Origin of the sequence: Nocardiopsis suaedae (genome assembly GCF_027706745.1) — a bacterium.
In the GTDB taxonomy this organism is placed as follows: Bacteria; Actinomycetota; Actinomycetes; order Streptosporangiales; family Streptosporangiaceae; genus Nocardiopsis_A; species Nocardiopsis_A suaedae.
This window is the reverse complement of the sequence record NZ_JAQFWP010000002.1, coordinates 157,133-170,967: the sequence shown is the minus strand read 5'-3', so window position 1 is coordinate 170,967 and position 13,835 is coordinate 157,133. Positions and strand designations below refer to the sequence as shown.

The 13,835-nt window shown below is 75.6% G+C and carries 12 protein-coding genes; 7 read left to right on the top strand and 5 right to left on the bottom strand.

The genetic code is table 11. The features are described from left to right. Positions 1–90: 90 nt before the first annotated feature. Genes O4U47_RS02055 through O4U47_RS02045 form a run of 3 tightly spaced genes read left to right on the top strand, consistent with a single transcriptional unit; the run spans position 91 to position 2,305 of the window. Positions 91–1,107, top strand: coding sequence for a sugar kinase (locus O4U47_RS02055; RefSeq protein WP_270675590.1), 1,017 nt, complete (start codon positions 91–93; stop codon positions 1,105–1,107). Then, the gene (locus tag O4U47_RS02050; protein ID WP_270675588.1) at positions 1,104–1,895 is read left to right on the top strand and encodes an IclR family transcriptional regulator; all 792 of its coding nucleotides are present in this window, start codon (positions 1,104–1,106) and stop codon (positions 1,893–1,895) included. The genes O4U47_RS02055 and O4U47_RS02050 overlap by 4 nt, the downstream gene beginning before the upstream one ends. Beyond that, a complete protein-coding gene (locus O4U47_RS02045) occupies positions 1,892–2,305 on the top strand; it encodes a RidA family protein (protein ID WP_270675586.1) in 414 nt (137 codons plus the stop codon). The genes O4U47_RS02050 and O4U47_RS02045 overlap by 4 nt, the downstream gene beginning before the upstream one ends. A gap of 91 nt (positions 2,306–2,396) precedes the next feature. Here O4U47_RS02045 and O4U47_RS02040 read toward each other — a convergent pair whose 3' ends face one another. After that, positions 2,397–2,813 (bottom strand): DUF6578 domain-containing protein, encoded by a 417-nt coding sequence (locus tag O4U47_RS02040; protein ID WP_270675584.1) that lies wholly within the window; start codon positions 2,811–2,813, stop codon positions 2,397–2,399. 196 nt (positions 2,814–3,009) lie between these two features. Here O4U47_RS02040 and O4U47_RS02035 point away from each other — a divergent pair, with 196 nt between their 5' ends. Together O4U47_RS02035 and O4U47_RS02030 are read left to right on the top strand one after the other, a co-directional pair. Next, positions 3,010–3,801, top strand: coding sequence for a hypothetical protein (locus tag O4U47_RS02035; RefSeq protein ID WP_270675582.1), 792 nt, complete (start codon positions 3,010–3,012; stop codon positions 3,799–3,801). A gap of 80 nt (positions 3,802–3,881) precedes the next feature. Further along, entirely contained in the window at positions 3,882–5,687 is a 1,806-nt protein-coding gene (locus O4U47_RS02030; RefSeq protein WP_270675580.1) for a tetratricopeptide repeat protein, read from the top strand. Between the two features lie 28 nt (positions 5,688–5,715). Here the strand turns inward: O4U47_RS02030 and O4U47_RS02025 are convergent, their stop codons facing one another. After that, the gene (locus O4U47_RS02025; RefSeq protein WP_270675578.1) at positions 5,716–6,987 is read right to left on the bottom strand and encodes an alpha/beta hydrolase family protein; all 1,272 of its coding nucleotides are present in this window, start codon (positions 6,985–6,987) and stop codon (positions 5,716–5,718) included. Between the two features lie 188 nt (positions 6,988–7,175). Between O4U47_RS02025 and O4U47_RS02020 the strand changes: the two genes are divergently transcribed. After that, positions 7,176–8,321: a hypothetical protein gene (locus O4U47_RS02020; RefSeq protein WP_270675576.1), complete on the top strand. Its 1,146-nt coding sequence runs from the start codon at positions 7,176–7,178 to the stop codon at positions 8,319–8,321. A 514-nt stretch (positions 8,322–8,835) separates the two neighbouring features. Next, positions 8,836–10,197, top strand: a complete 1,362-nt coding sequence (locus O4U47_RS02015; RefSeq protein WP_270675575.1) for an MFS transporter — start codon at positions 8,836–8,838, stop codon at positions 10,195–10,197. Here O4U47_RS02015 and O4U47_RS02010 read toward each other — a convergent pair. The 3 genes from O4U47_RS02010 to O4U47_RS02000 all read right to left on the bottom strand — a co-directional run bounded on the left by O4U47_RS02010 (position 10,169) and on the right by O4U47_RS02000 (position 13,713). Continuing rightward, positions 10,169–11,272, bottom strand: coding sequence for a DUF2293 domain-containing protein (locus O4U47_RS02010; protein ID WP_270675574.1), 1,104 nt, complete (start codon positions 11,270–11,272; stop codon positions 10,169–10,171). The two genes, O4U47_RS02015 and O4U47_RS02010, sit on opposite strands and share 29 nt — an antisense overlap. 78 nt (positions 11,273–11,350) lie before the next feature. Beyond that, positions 11,351–12,556 (bottom strand): DUF2786 domain-containing protein, encoded by a 1,206-nt coding sequence (locus O4U47_RS02005; RefSeq protein ID WP_270675572.1) that lies wholly within the window; start codon positions 12,554–12,556, stop codon positions 11,351–11,353. A gap of 257 nt (positions 12,557–12,813) precedes the next feature. Beyond that, complete coding sequence (locus O4U47_RS02000) at positions 12,814–13,713, bottom strand: TIGR03619 family F420-dependent LLM class oxidoreductase (RefSeq protein WP_270675571.1); 900 nt, start codon at positions 13,711–13,713, stop codon at positions 12,814–12,816. Positions 13,714–13,835 lie beyond the last annotated feature (122 nt).

Genomic DNA, 13,835 nt, shown 5'->3' with positions numbered 1-13,835 from the left:
CGCGCCTCCGGAGCCCCCGGCCGGCCCGCCTGTCCGGACACCCCCAGACGACCCCCCCCGGCCCCGCCGGTGGACGAGGAGCGGCCCGACATGCCCCCCACCCCCCGCTTCGACGCGGTCTGCCTCGGCGAGTCCATGGTGACCTTCCTGCCCTCCCGGCCGGGGTCGCTCGCCGAAGTCCCCTCCTTCGAGCGCGCGCTGGGCGGGGCCGAATCGAACGTCGCCTGCACCCTCGCCGGGGCGGGCCACAGCGCACGGTGGATCGGCCGCGTCGGGGACGACGGGTTCGGCGACTATTTGATCCGGGCCGTTTCCTGCTACGGCGTGGACACCTCGGCGGTCGCACGCGACCCCGGGCGCCGCACCGGCGTGTACTTCCGGACGGGCCGCGAGCGCCTGTACTACCGGAGCGGCTCGGCCGCCTCGGCCATGTCGCCCGCCACCGTCGACACCGCCGACACCGACGCCGGACGCGTCCTGCACCTGACCGGCATCACCCCGGCCCTGTCCGAGGACTGCCTGGCCCTGATGCGCGCGCTCACCGAACGGCGCCCCCACCGGCCCCTCGTGTCGTTCGACGTCAACTACCGCGACGAGCTGTGGCGCGGCGCCCCGGACACCCCCGACGTCCTCCTGGAGCTGGCGCGGCGCTGCGACATCGTCTTCGTCGGCGAGGACGAGGCGGAGGCCGCCTGGGGCGTCACCGGCGGCCCGCGCGCCGTGCGCTCGGCCCTGCCCGAGCCGCGCGCGCTGGTCGTCAAGCAGGGCCCCGCGGGGGCGACCGCCTTCACCGGGGACGCGCCGACCGGCGTCTTCTCCCCGGCGCCCGCCGTGGAAGTGGCCGCCCTCGTCGGGGCCGGGGACGCCTTCGCCGCCGGGTTCCTCTCCGCCACCCTGCGCGGCCTGCCGCTGCGGCCGCGCCTGCGCCACGGCCACCTCACCGCCGCGGCCGCCCTCACCTCCCCCGGCGACCTGGCCCCGCCCCCGGCCCGGGGACGCGCCGACGCGCTGGCGGCGCTGCCCGACGAGGAGTGGGGCACACTGCGTCTCGGCCCCGGCTGGACCGACGGGGCCCTACCGTGCGCAGAGAGGGCCGCGACACCATGAGCCAGACCGTCGACCGCGCGCTGACCGTCCTGCCTCTGCTCGCCGAGGGCCCCGCCACGCTCGACCAGGTGGCCCGGTGCCTCGGGGTGCACAAGTCCACGGCGCTGAGGCTGTTGCGGCCCCTGTGCGACCACGGGCTGGTGTACCGGCGCCCCGACCAGCGCTACCGGCTGGGCGCGCGGTTGTTCTCCCTCGCGCAGGAGGCCATGGAGTCTCTGGACGTGCGCGAAGTCGCCCACCCGCACCTGCTCCGGCTCAATGAGCAGACCGGGCACACCGTGCACCTGGCGGTGTACGAGGAGGGCGAGGTCGTCTACATCGACAAGGTCGACAGCCGCTACCCGGTGCGGATGTACTCGCGCATCGGCCGACCGGTCGCCATCACCGTCGCCGCCGTGGCCAAACTGCTCCTGGCCGACCTGCCCGAGGACGAGCGGCGCGCACTGGCCGAGCGGCTCGACTACCCCAAGTACACCCCCCGGTCGACGCCCGACGCAGCGGCCTTCCTGGCCGAGCTCGCCCGGGTGCGCGAGCAGGGGTGGGCCACCGACCTGGGTGGCCACGAGGAGTCCATCAACTGCGTCGCCGCGCCCGTCCGGGGCCCAGACGGGCGCGTCGCGGCGGCGATGTCGCTGTCCGCGCCCAACGTGGTCGTGGGCGCCGACGCGCTGGTGGCGCTCCTGCCGCAGGTGCGGCGCACCGCCGAGGCGGTCTCCGCCGAGTACTGCGGCCGCCGCCCGGAACCGGGCGGGGAGACCGGACCCGACGAGCACGAGGAGAGACCATGAGCGCGTCCGCGCCCAAGACCGCCCTGACCCCGGCGACCCACACCACCCCGCCCGCACGGTTCTCCCACGGGGTCCGCAAGGGGACCATCCTGCAGGTCGCCGGGCAGGTCGGGTTCGGCCCGGCCCGGGAGGGCGAGGCGCCCCGGCCGGTCGGCCCCGGCCTGCGCGAGCAGACCCTGCAGACCTTCGCCAACGTCGAGGCGATCCTCAAGGAGGGCGGGGCCGCCTGGGAGGACGTGATGATGGTCCGGGTGTACCTGACCGACACCGACCACTTCGCCGAGTTCAACCGGATCTACGACGAGTACTTCGCGGGTCTGGAGGAGGCCCCTCCCGCGCGCACCACCGTGTACGTGGGCCTGCCCGCGGGCCTGCTGGTCGAGGCCGACGCCCTGGCCGTCCTGGGCTGACCGGCCCCGCACCCCGGCCTCCCGCGCCCCGGGGCCCACACCGGACTCCCACCGCGTCCGGGGCGGGCCCCGCGGCCATCGGTCCCCGGGGTCAGTGGGCCGTCTCCAGGTCCACCAGGTACCCGGCCACCTGGACCCCTTCGGGCGAGGACTCCCACCCGTGGGCGGACGGGGCCTCGGCCAGCTCCGTGGTGTCGGGCACGGGGCGCAGGGAGCGCGGGACGCTCCCGCTCACCTCGGCGTACCGGCAGCGGACGACGCGGATCCTGCGGACCGTGCCCGCCACCGCCACCGGCTCCTCACTGCCCGCGTGGTGCTCCTGGAGGTGCGTGACGCCCTCCGCGGTGCCGCGGTCCAGGATCTCGCCCATCCAGGCCCGGTCCCGCGCCCCGGCGGGCAGCAGGAACCACTCGACCTGCGCCCCGACCGAGAACGGGTCACCGCAGCACTGCAGCCCCCGGTTCTCCACCCACACCACCGCAGTCCTCTTCGCGGTGCCCGTGCGCATCCGTTCTCTCCCCGTCCATGCTCGACCGCCCCTCCCCGTCCACGGCTTTAGGACGCTCTGGGCCCCCGCACCGCTCCCGGGGACGGCAGGCGGGCGCCGTTTTTCCGCTTTTCCACAGCCGCGAAGACCGCTCCCCCGGCGGCGCCCCGGTCGGCCTACCTTCGAGGCCCTCGCACCCGTCTCCGGAGGAGCCCCCATGGCGTCCCGACGCGAATTCGGCCCCGTCCAGCTCTCCAGGTGGCTGGGCATGCGCTACGGCGACTTCCAGCGCGCCTGCATGCTCACGCTCGTCCCGCCGCCCGACGTGCGCGGCACCCACTGGTCCGAGGCCCTCGCCAAGACCCTCCCCGACCGTGTCGAGGAGATCCAGGCCGAGCTGGCCGAGCGCACCGCGCCCGACGGCGGCGCCGACAACGCCCAGGACGGCCCCGACCGCCCCAGGGGCCGCCCCCTGGGCCCCGTGCAGCTGGCGCGCTTCATCGGCCTGGAGCGCTGGCAGATGGAGCGCGCCGTCGACCGCGGCCTGGTCCCCGGCCCCGACACCGAGGACGGCAAATGGTCGCGGCGGGCCGCGGACGCCCTCCGCGACCGGGTGGCCGACCTGCGCGCGGCCGTCGGCGACCACCCCGGCCACGGCTCGGTTCGGGCCGCCGAGGTGCTCGCCGAGCGCACCGGCCTGGACGTGCGCCGCGACGACGTGTTGGACCTGCGCGAGCGCGGCCTGCTCGCCCCGGCGGGCGCCTTCCGCGGCCACCCGATGTTCGCCCGGGGCGACCTGGACGCCCTGCCCCGCGACGCCGTCGCCCGCGCCGTCGCCGAGCGGGAGGCCTGGCTCGCCGCCAGCCTCACCCCGGAGGAGGCCGCCCGCGAGGCCGGGTGGTCGGTCGGCCGCTTCGAGGTGGCCGCCGAACGGGCCGGGCTGGAGCCCGGGCGCTACGGCCGGTTCGCGCGCGCCGACGTGGCGCCGCTGCTGCCGCCCGCCTCCTGACCTGTCGTGACACACCGGGATTCGCCCCCTGTCCTCGGTTTGTGGCAATGTCGGCGACATCGCACCCTGCGGGAGGGAACATGGCCGAGGGCCACGAGGGGACCGCCGATCCGCGCCTTGAGGCCGAGGGCGAACTGAGCATGGCGCGCCTGGCGCTGGAGGGCGGCGATCTCCGACACGCCGCCGGTCACGTCGCCCGCGCCCTGGTCTTCGACCCCCGGCTGCCCGAGGTGCACGAGCTCCTTGCGCGGCTCGCCGTCCGGCCCGGCGGCGGCCCGGACCTGTACCCCGTCGAGCAGCCCGTCTACCTGGGCGACGTGGTCGCGCGGGCGCACACGCTGGCCGTGCTCGGCCGCCCCGACCAGGCGCTCCCGCTGCTGGTGACGGCCCAGTGCCACCGCCCCGACGGCGCCTGGGCCGACGCCGCCTGGATGTACGACCGGCGGGTCGCCGAAGGGCTCGACCCCGAGCAGGTGCGCACCGCGCTGCTGCGCCTGGTGGGCGCGCTGGACGACCCGGTCGGCCAGGACGTGTTGGCAGCACTGCGCCCGTTCCTGGCCCTGCTCGACGGCTGCCTGGCCGCCCGGCCCGACCACCCGGCGCTGCTGTGGTCGGCCTCGATGCTGATGCGCCGCTGCGGCCGCACCGGGGACGCCGTCGCGCTCGCCCTGCGCTCGGAGGCCGCCGAACCGTCCTTCCACGCCGCCATGGCCGCCGGGTACGCCTACCGGGCCGAGCAGCGCTGGGACGAGGCGGAGGCGGCGTGGCTGCGGGCCCTGGAGTTCGACCCGGGCAACCTCGCCCTGCACACCGACATCGGCGAGCTGCTCGCCAAGGCCGGGCGGCCGTACGACGGCCTGGCGTGGGTGGAGCGCGCGCTGGAGCAGGACCCCGAGGACGCGAGCGCCTTCCCCACCGCCTGCGGCATGCGCTTCTCCCTCGACGGGCGGCTGGAGCACCTGGTGGCCCTCGCCGACCACCTGCGCGACCGGCCCGGCGGCGAGCACGCCGACCGGGTCCTCACCCAGGGCTCGCAGACCCGGTTCTGGCTGGGGCCCATCCCCTCGGCCACCGAGGCGGTGGTGAACGTGCTGCACCAGATGCACGACCAGGGCGTCGACCCGGCGACGGCGGCGCTCTCGCTGACCGTCTCCGCCCCGGAGCCGCCCAGCGCGCTGCTGGCGATGCGCCGCGCCGCCCCGGAGTGCACGATCTCGGTGGCCGAGGTCCCCGAGCCCGACCCGCGCCTGACCGTGCCCGAGGTGTCCTCGCGCGGCCCGGTCCGCGAGGTCGGGCGCCGACTGTGGCACTACCGCGGCACCGGCGCCGAACCGGCCGTACCGCCGCCCTCCGCGGAGGCCGCCGAGGCGCTGGGCACTCTGGCCGCCTACCCGTGGCGGCACCTGCCCGCCGCCTACGACGACGCGGTGCGCCTGTCCGGGCTGCCCCTGGAGGACCTGCTCGGCGCGATGGTGCACCCGCCCGCCCCGCCCAGCGGCCCGGCCACCGTGTGGCCGGCCTGGATCCGGCGCGTGCAGGCGTGGGCCTGCCTGGGCATCGCCCACCACCGCGGCGACCAGCCCTGGGCCGGGTCGGACCGCCGGACCGCCCTGGTCGACCTGGCCTACGGCCCGGAGGACTGGGCCGCCGAGGCGGCCCTGCTCTCGCTGGCCGCCACCGCCTGGGTGCTCCCCGAGGCCCGGCGGGACGTCGCCGAACTGGTCGCGTGGCGGTTCCTGCTGGCCATGGAGGCGGCGCGGTCCCGCCCGGTGACCCTGCTGGAGTCGCTGGCCCACCTGGTGCGGGCGGTCCCCGGCATGGACGGGGAGGTCCTCCGCCTCGCCGGGGAGGTCCTGCGCGAGGAGTCCGGGGAGGACGGCGAGTAGCGCCCGCTCCCGCCCTCCTCCGTCCCCGTCAGCCGACCAGGCGCGCGTCCGGGTGCCCGGGCGAGTCCGCGTCCAGGACGGGCCGCCGTTCACCGCGCAGGTGGTGGTCGAAGAAGGCCCGTACGTAGGCGCGCTGGGAGGCGTGCAGGCGCTGCGGGTCGTCGGTGGTCCCGATCGCGCCCTCCACCTGCTCCTCCGACAGGCCCAGGCCCTCGGCGACCTGCGGCATGACCACCTGGAAGTCGGTGAAGGAGAAGTGCCGCGCCTCGGCGAAGTGCACGTCGCGCTTCCAGCCGGTGGAGTTGTCCCAGAGCCGCCCCCAGTCCTCGAAGGTGCGGTGGGTGTTGGGCAGGACCTCCCCGTCCCGGACCCGGCTGCCGCCCATGAACATGAAGGGCCGGTCCAGCCCTTCGTCGGCGGTGGGGAAGCGCTCGGCGAACTCCGGGTCGGAGGTGAAGTCGACGCTTCCGTCCATGTCGATCCCGGCGCCGATCCGCTCGTCGGCCCCCATGCCGTGCACGGTGGTCGCGCCGCCGAGGGACATGCCGAACATGCCCGCGGTGGACGGGTCGAGGGCCTTGGCGAGCCCGTGGGGAAGCCGGCGCCCGTCGGCGTCGGTCCACCCCTTCCGCGTGGCGTCCTCCACGCTGTCCAGGACGAAGCGGGTGTCGGGCACGCGCGCCGCGGTGAACCCGGTGATGACGTTCGGCTCGTCCTCCCAGTGCCGGTCCCCGTCGTCGAATCGCCCGTCGGGGAACCGGACCGGGGCCTCCCCGGTGTGGTCGACGGTCACCACCGCGTACCCGTGCGAGGCGAGGTCCTCGGCCATGCTCGTGCCGAAGACCCGGGGAACGGCGGCGCCGGGCGAGTACAGCACCACCGGGAGGCGGCCCGCACTGCGGTCGGCGCGGGCGCCGGGCACGGCCGAGCCGGCCGCGCTCTCCCAGTCGACGCCCGCGAACCGCCGCCCCACCTGGTACTCGGTGAACAGGTCGCCGACCCGCTGGTCGGCGTAGGGCGCGGGCTCGTCGCCCGGCCGGTGCTCGGCCGGGTACCAGACGCTCACGGCCAGCTCCCGCACGTCGTCGGTCCACGGGGTGGTGCGGTCCTCGTCGACCAGCCGGAGCTCGGTGGTGCCCACGTCGTAGGGGCCGGTGGGGTCGGGCAGGTCGAACGTGACCGTTTCGGGGGCCGGGGGTTCGGAAGGGGCGGCGACGGCGGCCGCGGGGAGCGCGGTGAGGGCCGCGACCGCTCCGGCGGCCACGGCGCCCGCGTATCGGGGCGTGGAAGGGGAGTCCATGGGGCGACGTTAGGCGGCAGGCGCTTTCCGCTCCCAGAGGGGGACCACGTCGTCCCACGGTGGTGCCACCACTTCCTCCCCGCCCGCCCCGTGCGCGGAATTCGCCCTCCGTTCGCCTGCCCGTCCCCTGGGCGCCGGTAGGTTCACGGGCGACCCCGCACGCTCACCACCGATGGGAGTGACCGGCCTTGGCACAGCGCCTCGTCCTGCACATCGGCGTCCAGAAGTCCGGAACGACCTTCCTGCAGCGGATGCTGGAGGAGCGCGCGGGTGCCCTGGAGCCGCTGGGCGTGGTCTACCCGATGCCCGAGGGCGGCGGCCCCGTGCGGGTCAACGCGCACGAGGCGGCCACGTACGGACTGCTCGGCGGGGAGTACCCGTGGGTCGGCGCCCGCAGGGCGGCCGCCGAGGAGGCCTGGTGGCAGCGGCTGCGCGAACAGGTGCGCGGCTGCCCGGGAACGGCGGTGGTCTCCGCCGAGGCCCTCGCGGTGGTGCGGTCCGACGCGGCGCAGCGGGTGATCGACGAGCTCGGTGCCGACGAGGTGCGGGTGGTGGTCACGGCGCGCAGCCTGGGCCGCCTGCTCCCGTCCTCCTGGCAGCAGCACGTCCGCAACGGGCGCACGGCGGGCTTCCCCCGCTTCGTGTCGGGGCTGGCCGCCCAGCGCGCGCGGGGCTGGGAGAGCGTGGAGAAGGAGTCCGACGCCCACATGTGGCGCGCGTTCGGGCTGGGCAGGCTCGCCGGGCGGTGGGCGTCGCTGGTCGGGCCCGACCGGGTCGCCGTCGTCAGCAACCCGGGCTCGGGGTCGGGGAGCCTGTGGCACCGCTTCATGGAGGCGGCCGGACTCTCCGAGGCGGCCGACCGCGTTCCGGCCCCCACCGAGGGAACGACCGTGCACGGTGGGGTGACGGCCGCCGAAGCGGAGGTGCTGCGCGCCCTCAACGGGAACCTGTCCGCACAGGACTGGGCCCACGAGGAGGGCGCCCTCCTGCGGGACCGGATCGTCGACGCGTTCCGCGCCCGGGAGGAACGGGGACCACGAGTGGCGGTGCCCCCGAGGTTCCGCGAGCAGGTGGCCGCATGGAGCGCCGAGGACATCGACGACCTGCGCGCCAGCGGCGCCCTGGTGGTGGGCTCCTTGGAGGAGCTCGCCTACACCCCCGCTGAGGACCCGGACCCGCCGCGCTCCACCGACATCACAGAGGCGGCGGGCACGGCCGCGCTGGCCGCCGCCATGTGGTCCGCGCCGACGCCCGCCCCCGCTGAGCAACAGCCACGGAAGCGGAGAGTGCTCTCCGGCCTGACCCGTCGGATGGCCCCGCGCACCTCGGGGTGAGCTCGGCGCTCCCCGCCCCGCACCAGCCGACCGGGGGCGCATACCGCGCATACCAGGCGCGGAAACGCCGGGGCGGCCCCTTTGGCGGATGGGGGTGTCCGCAACCCCCCTCTCCGCCTCCGAACGCCTCTCAAGGGTCGGCGCCGGTCTCCCCGTAGGCGGATATTCCGGGCCGGGCGGGGTACTGGCCCGTCCGACGACGACAGCGACCAAGCGGCCATTCGCACGCCCCTCGGCCGATCGAGGCGCCCGTGCCCCCTGAGTCGTCGTCGCCCCCTCCCCGCGCTCCGGGGCCTGACGGACGGGCGACGCCGTAAGCGGGGCACCGGCCGGAAAACCTGTGGCCTCCTGAACCCTCCCCGCGTTAACGTGCCGCCGATGCCGATCTCGGACAGAGTGCGCCGCCCTTAGCGGCGGCGCGTACCCCAGGACTCGCTCCGCCGCACCAGAGCCGATCGCCGGTGCGGCGCCTCATGCTGCCCGGCTCCACCATCGACTTCGGAGCCGAGATCCCGTGCAGACCACTTCCCCGACGCCCCACGTGCTCACGAGCGCGCGCAAGAGGGTCGTCCTCATCTCCGTCCTGCTGTCCACGCTCGCCTTCCCTCTGACCATCACCGGTGCCTCCCTGGCACTTCCGGGCATCCGCACCGGCCTGGACGCCTCCCTGGTGTCCACGCAGTGGGTCGTCAACGCCTACAACGCGTGCTTCGCCGCCTTCCTCGTGCTGTCCGGCGCCCTCGCCGACGTGCTGGGCAAGCGGCGCGTCTTCCTCGGCGGAGCCGGGCTCTTCTGCGCCTCGGGGGTCCTGAGCGCCCTGGCCCCCGGCATCCTCGTGCTCGACGCCTCCCGCGCGCTGGCGGGCGTCGGCGCGGCCGCCGCCCTCACCGGCGGCTCAGCGATCCTCTCGGAGGTCTTCGACGGTCCCGCCCGCGCGCGGGCGTTCGGTGCGCTGGGCACGGTCCTGGGCGCGGGCACCGCGTTCGGGCCGACGGCCGCCGGGCTGCTGGTCGACCTCGCCGGGTGGCGGGCGGTGTTCGCCGTCCCCGCCGCCGTCGCCGGGGCGGTGGTGCTGCTCGGCCCGTCCTTCCCCCCGTCGCCGGGCGCCGCCGGCCGGAAGGTCGACTGGGCGGGGGCCGCGCTGTTCACCACGGCGCTCCTGCTGCTGGTCACCGTGCTCGTCGAAGGGCCCGAGCGCGGGTTCGGCTCGCCCGCCGTGCTCGGGGCCGCCGCCGCTGCGGCGGTGGCGGCCGCCCCTCTGCTCGACCTGCCGCTGCTCGCCAACCGCCGGTTCCTGGCCTTCGCCCTGGCGGCGGGGGCGATCATGGCGGTCCTGGTGCCGCTGCTGGTGTACCTGCCGACCTACCTCATCGCGGTGGCCGGCCTGGAGCCCGGCCGGGCGGGGGTGTGGCTGCTGATGCTGACCGTGCCCACGGTGGCGCTGCCCGCCGTCGGCACCGCGCTGGCCAAGCGGCTGCCCGCCGGAGTCCCGGTCACCGGCGCGGTGCTGCTGTCCGGCGCCGGGGCCGCGCTCCTGACCGGAATGGGACCGGACAGCGCCCCGCTCGCGCTACTGGCGCCGTTCGCCCTGGTCGGGGCAGGTGCGGGGCTGACCAACGGCCTCCTCGACGGGCTGGCCGTCGGAAGCGTCGCCCGCGACAGGGCCGGGACGGCGGCGGGGCTGTTCAACACCGTGCGCATCACCTCCGAGACGGTGGCGATCGCCGCCGCGGGCGCGGTGCTGGCGGCCCTGACCGGCGGCGGGCTGTCCGGGAGCGGCGCCACCGGCGCGATGCACACCGTGGCGCTCGCCCTGGGCGGGGCGGCTGCCGTGGCGGCCGTATGCGTCACGGTCCTGCTTCGCCCCAGGCGCTGAGGACGCGGTCGATGTCGGCGGCGATGCGCGCGCGGGCCTCCTCGCGCGGCACGCCGTCCATCAACAGGTCGTCGTAGGGGGTGTCCTCGTGGCGCACCGAAGCGACGACCGCGCGCCGCACGGCCCCGGGATCGAGGTCGCGTCCGGCCGCCGAGCGCCCCACACGGCCGCTGCCGCGCGCGCCCGTGTGCAGGGCGATGCGCTCGGCCCGCTCCTGCGGGCACAGCGGGAACTGAAGCAGGATCTCGGCCGCGAACCGCTTCTGGAAGTCGACGTCCTGCACCGCCCTGCGCTCCGCGTCGCGCTCCCGCCGCCGCGCGCGGGCGTCCTCGTCGGCCAGGCACTGACGCTCGGCCGTTTCGAGGGCGCCCTCCTCGACCAGGAGTCCCACCCGGCGGAACTTCTTGCGGGAAGACACCCACCGGACGACGACCGCTGAGAGCCTGCTCTCCTTCTTGGCGCGGCGGGTGAGCGCGGCGTCGCCGGAAGGCAGCAGGACCAGGTGGTCCATGTCGGCGCACTCCAGGCAGTGGGGGACCGCCCCCTCCATGAGCCGGAGGGCCTCGTTCTCCGCCCCGCAGGCGGCACACTCCCATGCACCGGCGGCCGTCTGCACGACCAGGTCGGGCGCCTTGGTGCGGCGCTTGTGCTCCCGGTTGCGCTGCGCGGTGGTGGCGCCGGGGGCGATCCAGTGCGTGCGGAACGCCCGTTCCTCGGCGTCGCCGCCGTCCGGGGCGTCCGAGGTGTCCGGGTTGTCAGTGACCGCGAGGAAGCGCAACTGACGCCGTTCGCGGGCGGCGGCGAGGTATTCCCCTTCCTCGCGCTCCATCCCCTTGGCCTGCGCCCAGACCTCCAGGAGGGCGACGGCCGTGCGGAGCTTGTCGGGTGGGGCCTGGACAACGTGCTGAAGGGAAGGCGAGAGCTCGCGCCGCCACCGGTCCACGGCTTTATCGGTCAACCAGCCCACGGAGGTGAGCACATCGATCACAGAGACGGCCCCGCGCCGCGCGACCGCGGCGTCCGCCGCCTCGGCCACTCTCCGCCCCAGCTTGGTGTCCAGATCAGCGGGCCCCACGTGTCCTCCGAATTCCAGGTGAACCTTCGGCGTCCGCACGCCGTACAGACAGGTGAGCCGCTCGCCGCGCCACACGCGTCACACGCCCCGGATCCGCTCCCGCGCGCGCAGGGCTGCGTCGTCGGCGGCCTCCCGACCGGCGTTCCAGCCGTCGAGGTCGGCGGGGCCGCGGACACGCGAGTAGGTCAGCTCCTCGAACATCCGGTCGACGGCGGCGTCCACCTCGCGTTCGCGCGCGGCGAAGAGCGGGACGAGGTCCCGCCCTTCGGCGGCGTGCTCGGCGGCGGCCTCCCGTTCGGCCTCCTGGGCGCTGCGCTCCAGGCGCTCTCCGATGCGGTCGGCGAAGGCCGCCCAGAAGGAGGCGCGGAACGCCTTGCGGTTGGAGCGGCCCGCCCGCTCGCGCCGCGCCCCGGTGGCGACCATGGCGGATGCCGCCTGCGCCAGCAGGGACGCCGCCAGCAGCTCTACCCCTTCCACGTCGGCGGGGCGGCCGATGACCGTGCACAGGCCGAGCTCCTGGTGCCATACGGCACGGCAGTGGTTGGCCTCGGCCACCACGTTGAGCAGGGTCGCCTTGTGGTCGTCGTAGGGGGAGTCCACGGGAAGGCGGACACCGACCGTCTCCGGAGCGGGGCCGCCCGCGGTGAGGAGTGCCTCGTCGATGCTGTGCCGCGCCATCATGGCCTGGGCGCGTGCGGTGAGGGCCTCGGCCTCGTCAGGGAACTCGGTCGACTCGGCCTTGGCCAGCAGCGCGCGCACCCGGTCGAGCTTGGGCGAGCCGGAGGGGCCCGCGACGGGCGCCTCCTCCCCCGGGCGGGGGCACAGCCGCTGCAGCGGAGGCACGGCCTCCAGCAGCACCGCCAGCCTCAGCGTGAGTTCGACGGCCTCGAACCGGGTCGGGGGCGCTGCGCCCGGCCGATCCGCCCCTTCGGCGGCCTCAGCCTCCAAGGCGCGGAGCTGTTCCCGCCAGCGCGGGTCGAGCGCGGCCCCGGGGCGCTCCCCGCGCTCGGCGAGGACCGCGTCGGCGCACATCCGCTCGGCGTCCGCGCCCAGTTCGCGCCCGGCGTGCCGGACCAGTTCGGCGGGCTGCCAATTCCGACGCCAGGCGTGGGCGACGTGTGAGGCGAGAAGGGAGAGGAGGGCGCGGTCGACGGTGCGCGCCCAATCGGGGCGGGAGGAATCGGCCAGCGGCGCAAGGGCGGCGTCCACGCCCGCCTCGTCGTCGTCCCGGACGGCGCCGACCGCCGAACCGATCAGCTCGGACGCCTTCTCTGCCTCGCTCACCCGTCCAGTCTGCCAGGACCGGGGGGTGGCCCCGCCCCCTCGCGCCGAGGGGCGGGACCGGCGGAACGGGTCGTCCGCGCAAAAGCTAACCGTACCGGGCGGTGCCCACAAGGGCGATTCCACCTGTTCGAAGGCGCGAAAACGCAGGAAGGGACACCCTTCCGGAAAAGGTGAAGCGCATCACGTTCACACGCGCACCGGATTGCCGCGCAATGCACATTTCCCCCATTTACCGGAAAAGGCCTTCCCTGGTCTCATCAGCGCTCGCGCACCTTCTCCATGATCCGCGCGGCGAGGTCCAGCGTCCGGTCGGCGTCCTCGGCCAGGTAGAGGAGGTCGACGAAGGCGTGGCCGACGCCGTGCTCCCCGGCCTCCAGCACCGCGGTCGCGATGTCCTCGACCGCCGCCTCGGCGGTGGGGTTGACCCTGAGGACCACGTCCAGCACGCCCGGGTCGCGCCCCGCGCGCACGGCGGCCTCGCGGACGGCGGCGAGCGGCCGGTCGACGGCCGCCCCCATGTCGGCCATCCCGGGCACGACGGCGATCGGCAGGAACCCGTCGGCCCGCCGCCCGACGCGCTCCAGCGCGGCCGGGGCGAATCCGCCCAGGTAGATCGGTGGACGCGGCCGCTGGACCGGCTTGGCCTCCATGTGGCTGTGCGGGATCGACCAGTGGCGGCCGCTGTGCCGGACGGTCCCCTCGCCCCACAGGGCGTCGAGCGCGTCGAGGCACTCGTCGAGGCGGCGTCCGCGCTCCTTCATCGGCACGCCGACGGCCTCGTACTCCTCGGGCGACCAGCCGGTGCCCAGACCGGGCAGCAGCCGCCCGCCGCTGAGCAGGTCGATGCTGGCGAAGGACCGCGCGAGCACCGCCGGCGGGTACCAGGGGGCGTTGACGACGTTGGTGCCCAGCAGCACCCGCTCGGTCGCGGTGGCGGCCGCCGCGAGCACGGTGAACGGGTCGAGGGCGGCACGGAACTGCTCGGGGATGTAGTCGGCCCCGGCGTAGCCGACCTCCGGGTCGACGGCGGCGAGCAGCCGGTCGCCGACCCAGAGGCTGTCGGCGCCCATCTCCTCGGCCTGCCGGGCGAAGCGGGCGATGTCGCGGGGGTGGTGCGCACTGGCGCCGAACTGCGGGAGCGAGAAGCCCAGTTTCACGGGGAGCCCTCCTGTGTGGGGGTCGCTGGCTCGGCCACACGCTACGCGCCGGAAGGCGCTTGCCGCACCGGGCCCCCGCTCCACGTTCTTCAAAGATTTCTGAAGATTCGATATATTGGAGA

Coding starts and splice junctions, on each gene's coding strand:
- O4U47_RS02055 (WP_270675590.1), top strand. CDS start 91: ATGCCCCCCACCCCCCGCTTCGACGCGGTCTGCCTCGGCGAGTCCATG.
- O4U47_RS02050 (WP_270675588.1), top strand. CDS start 1,104: ATGAGCCAGACCGTCGACCGCGCGCTGACCGTCCTGCCTCTGCTCGCC.
- O4U47_RS02045 (WP_270675586.1), top strand. CDS start 1,892: ATGAGCGCGTCCGCGCCCAAGACCGCCCTGACCCCGGCGACCCACACC.
- O4U47_RS02040 (WP_270675584.1), bottom strand. CDS start 2,813: ATGCGCACGGGCACCGCGAAGAGGACTGCGGTGGTGTGGGTGGAGAAC.
- O4U47_RS02035 (WP_270675582.1), top strand. CDS start 3,010: ATGGCGTCCCGACGCGAATTCGGCCCCGTCCAGCTCTCCAGGTGGCTG.
- O4U47_RS02030 (WP_270675580.1), top strand. CDS start 3,882: ATGGCCGAGGGCCACGAGGGGACCGCCGATCCGCGCCTTGAGGCCGAG.
- O4U47_RS02025 (WP_270675578.1), bottom strand. CDS start 6,987: ATGGACTCCCCTTCCACGCCCCGATACGCGGGCGCCGTGGCCGCCGGA.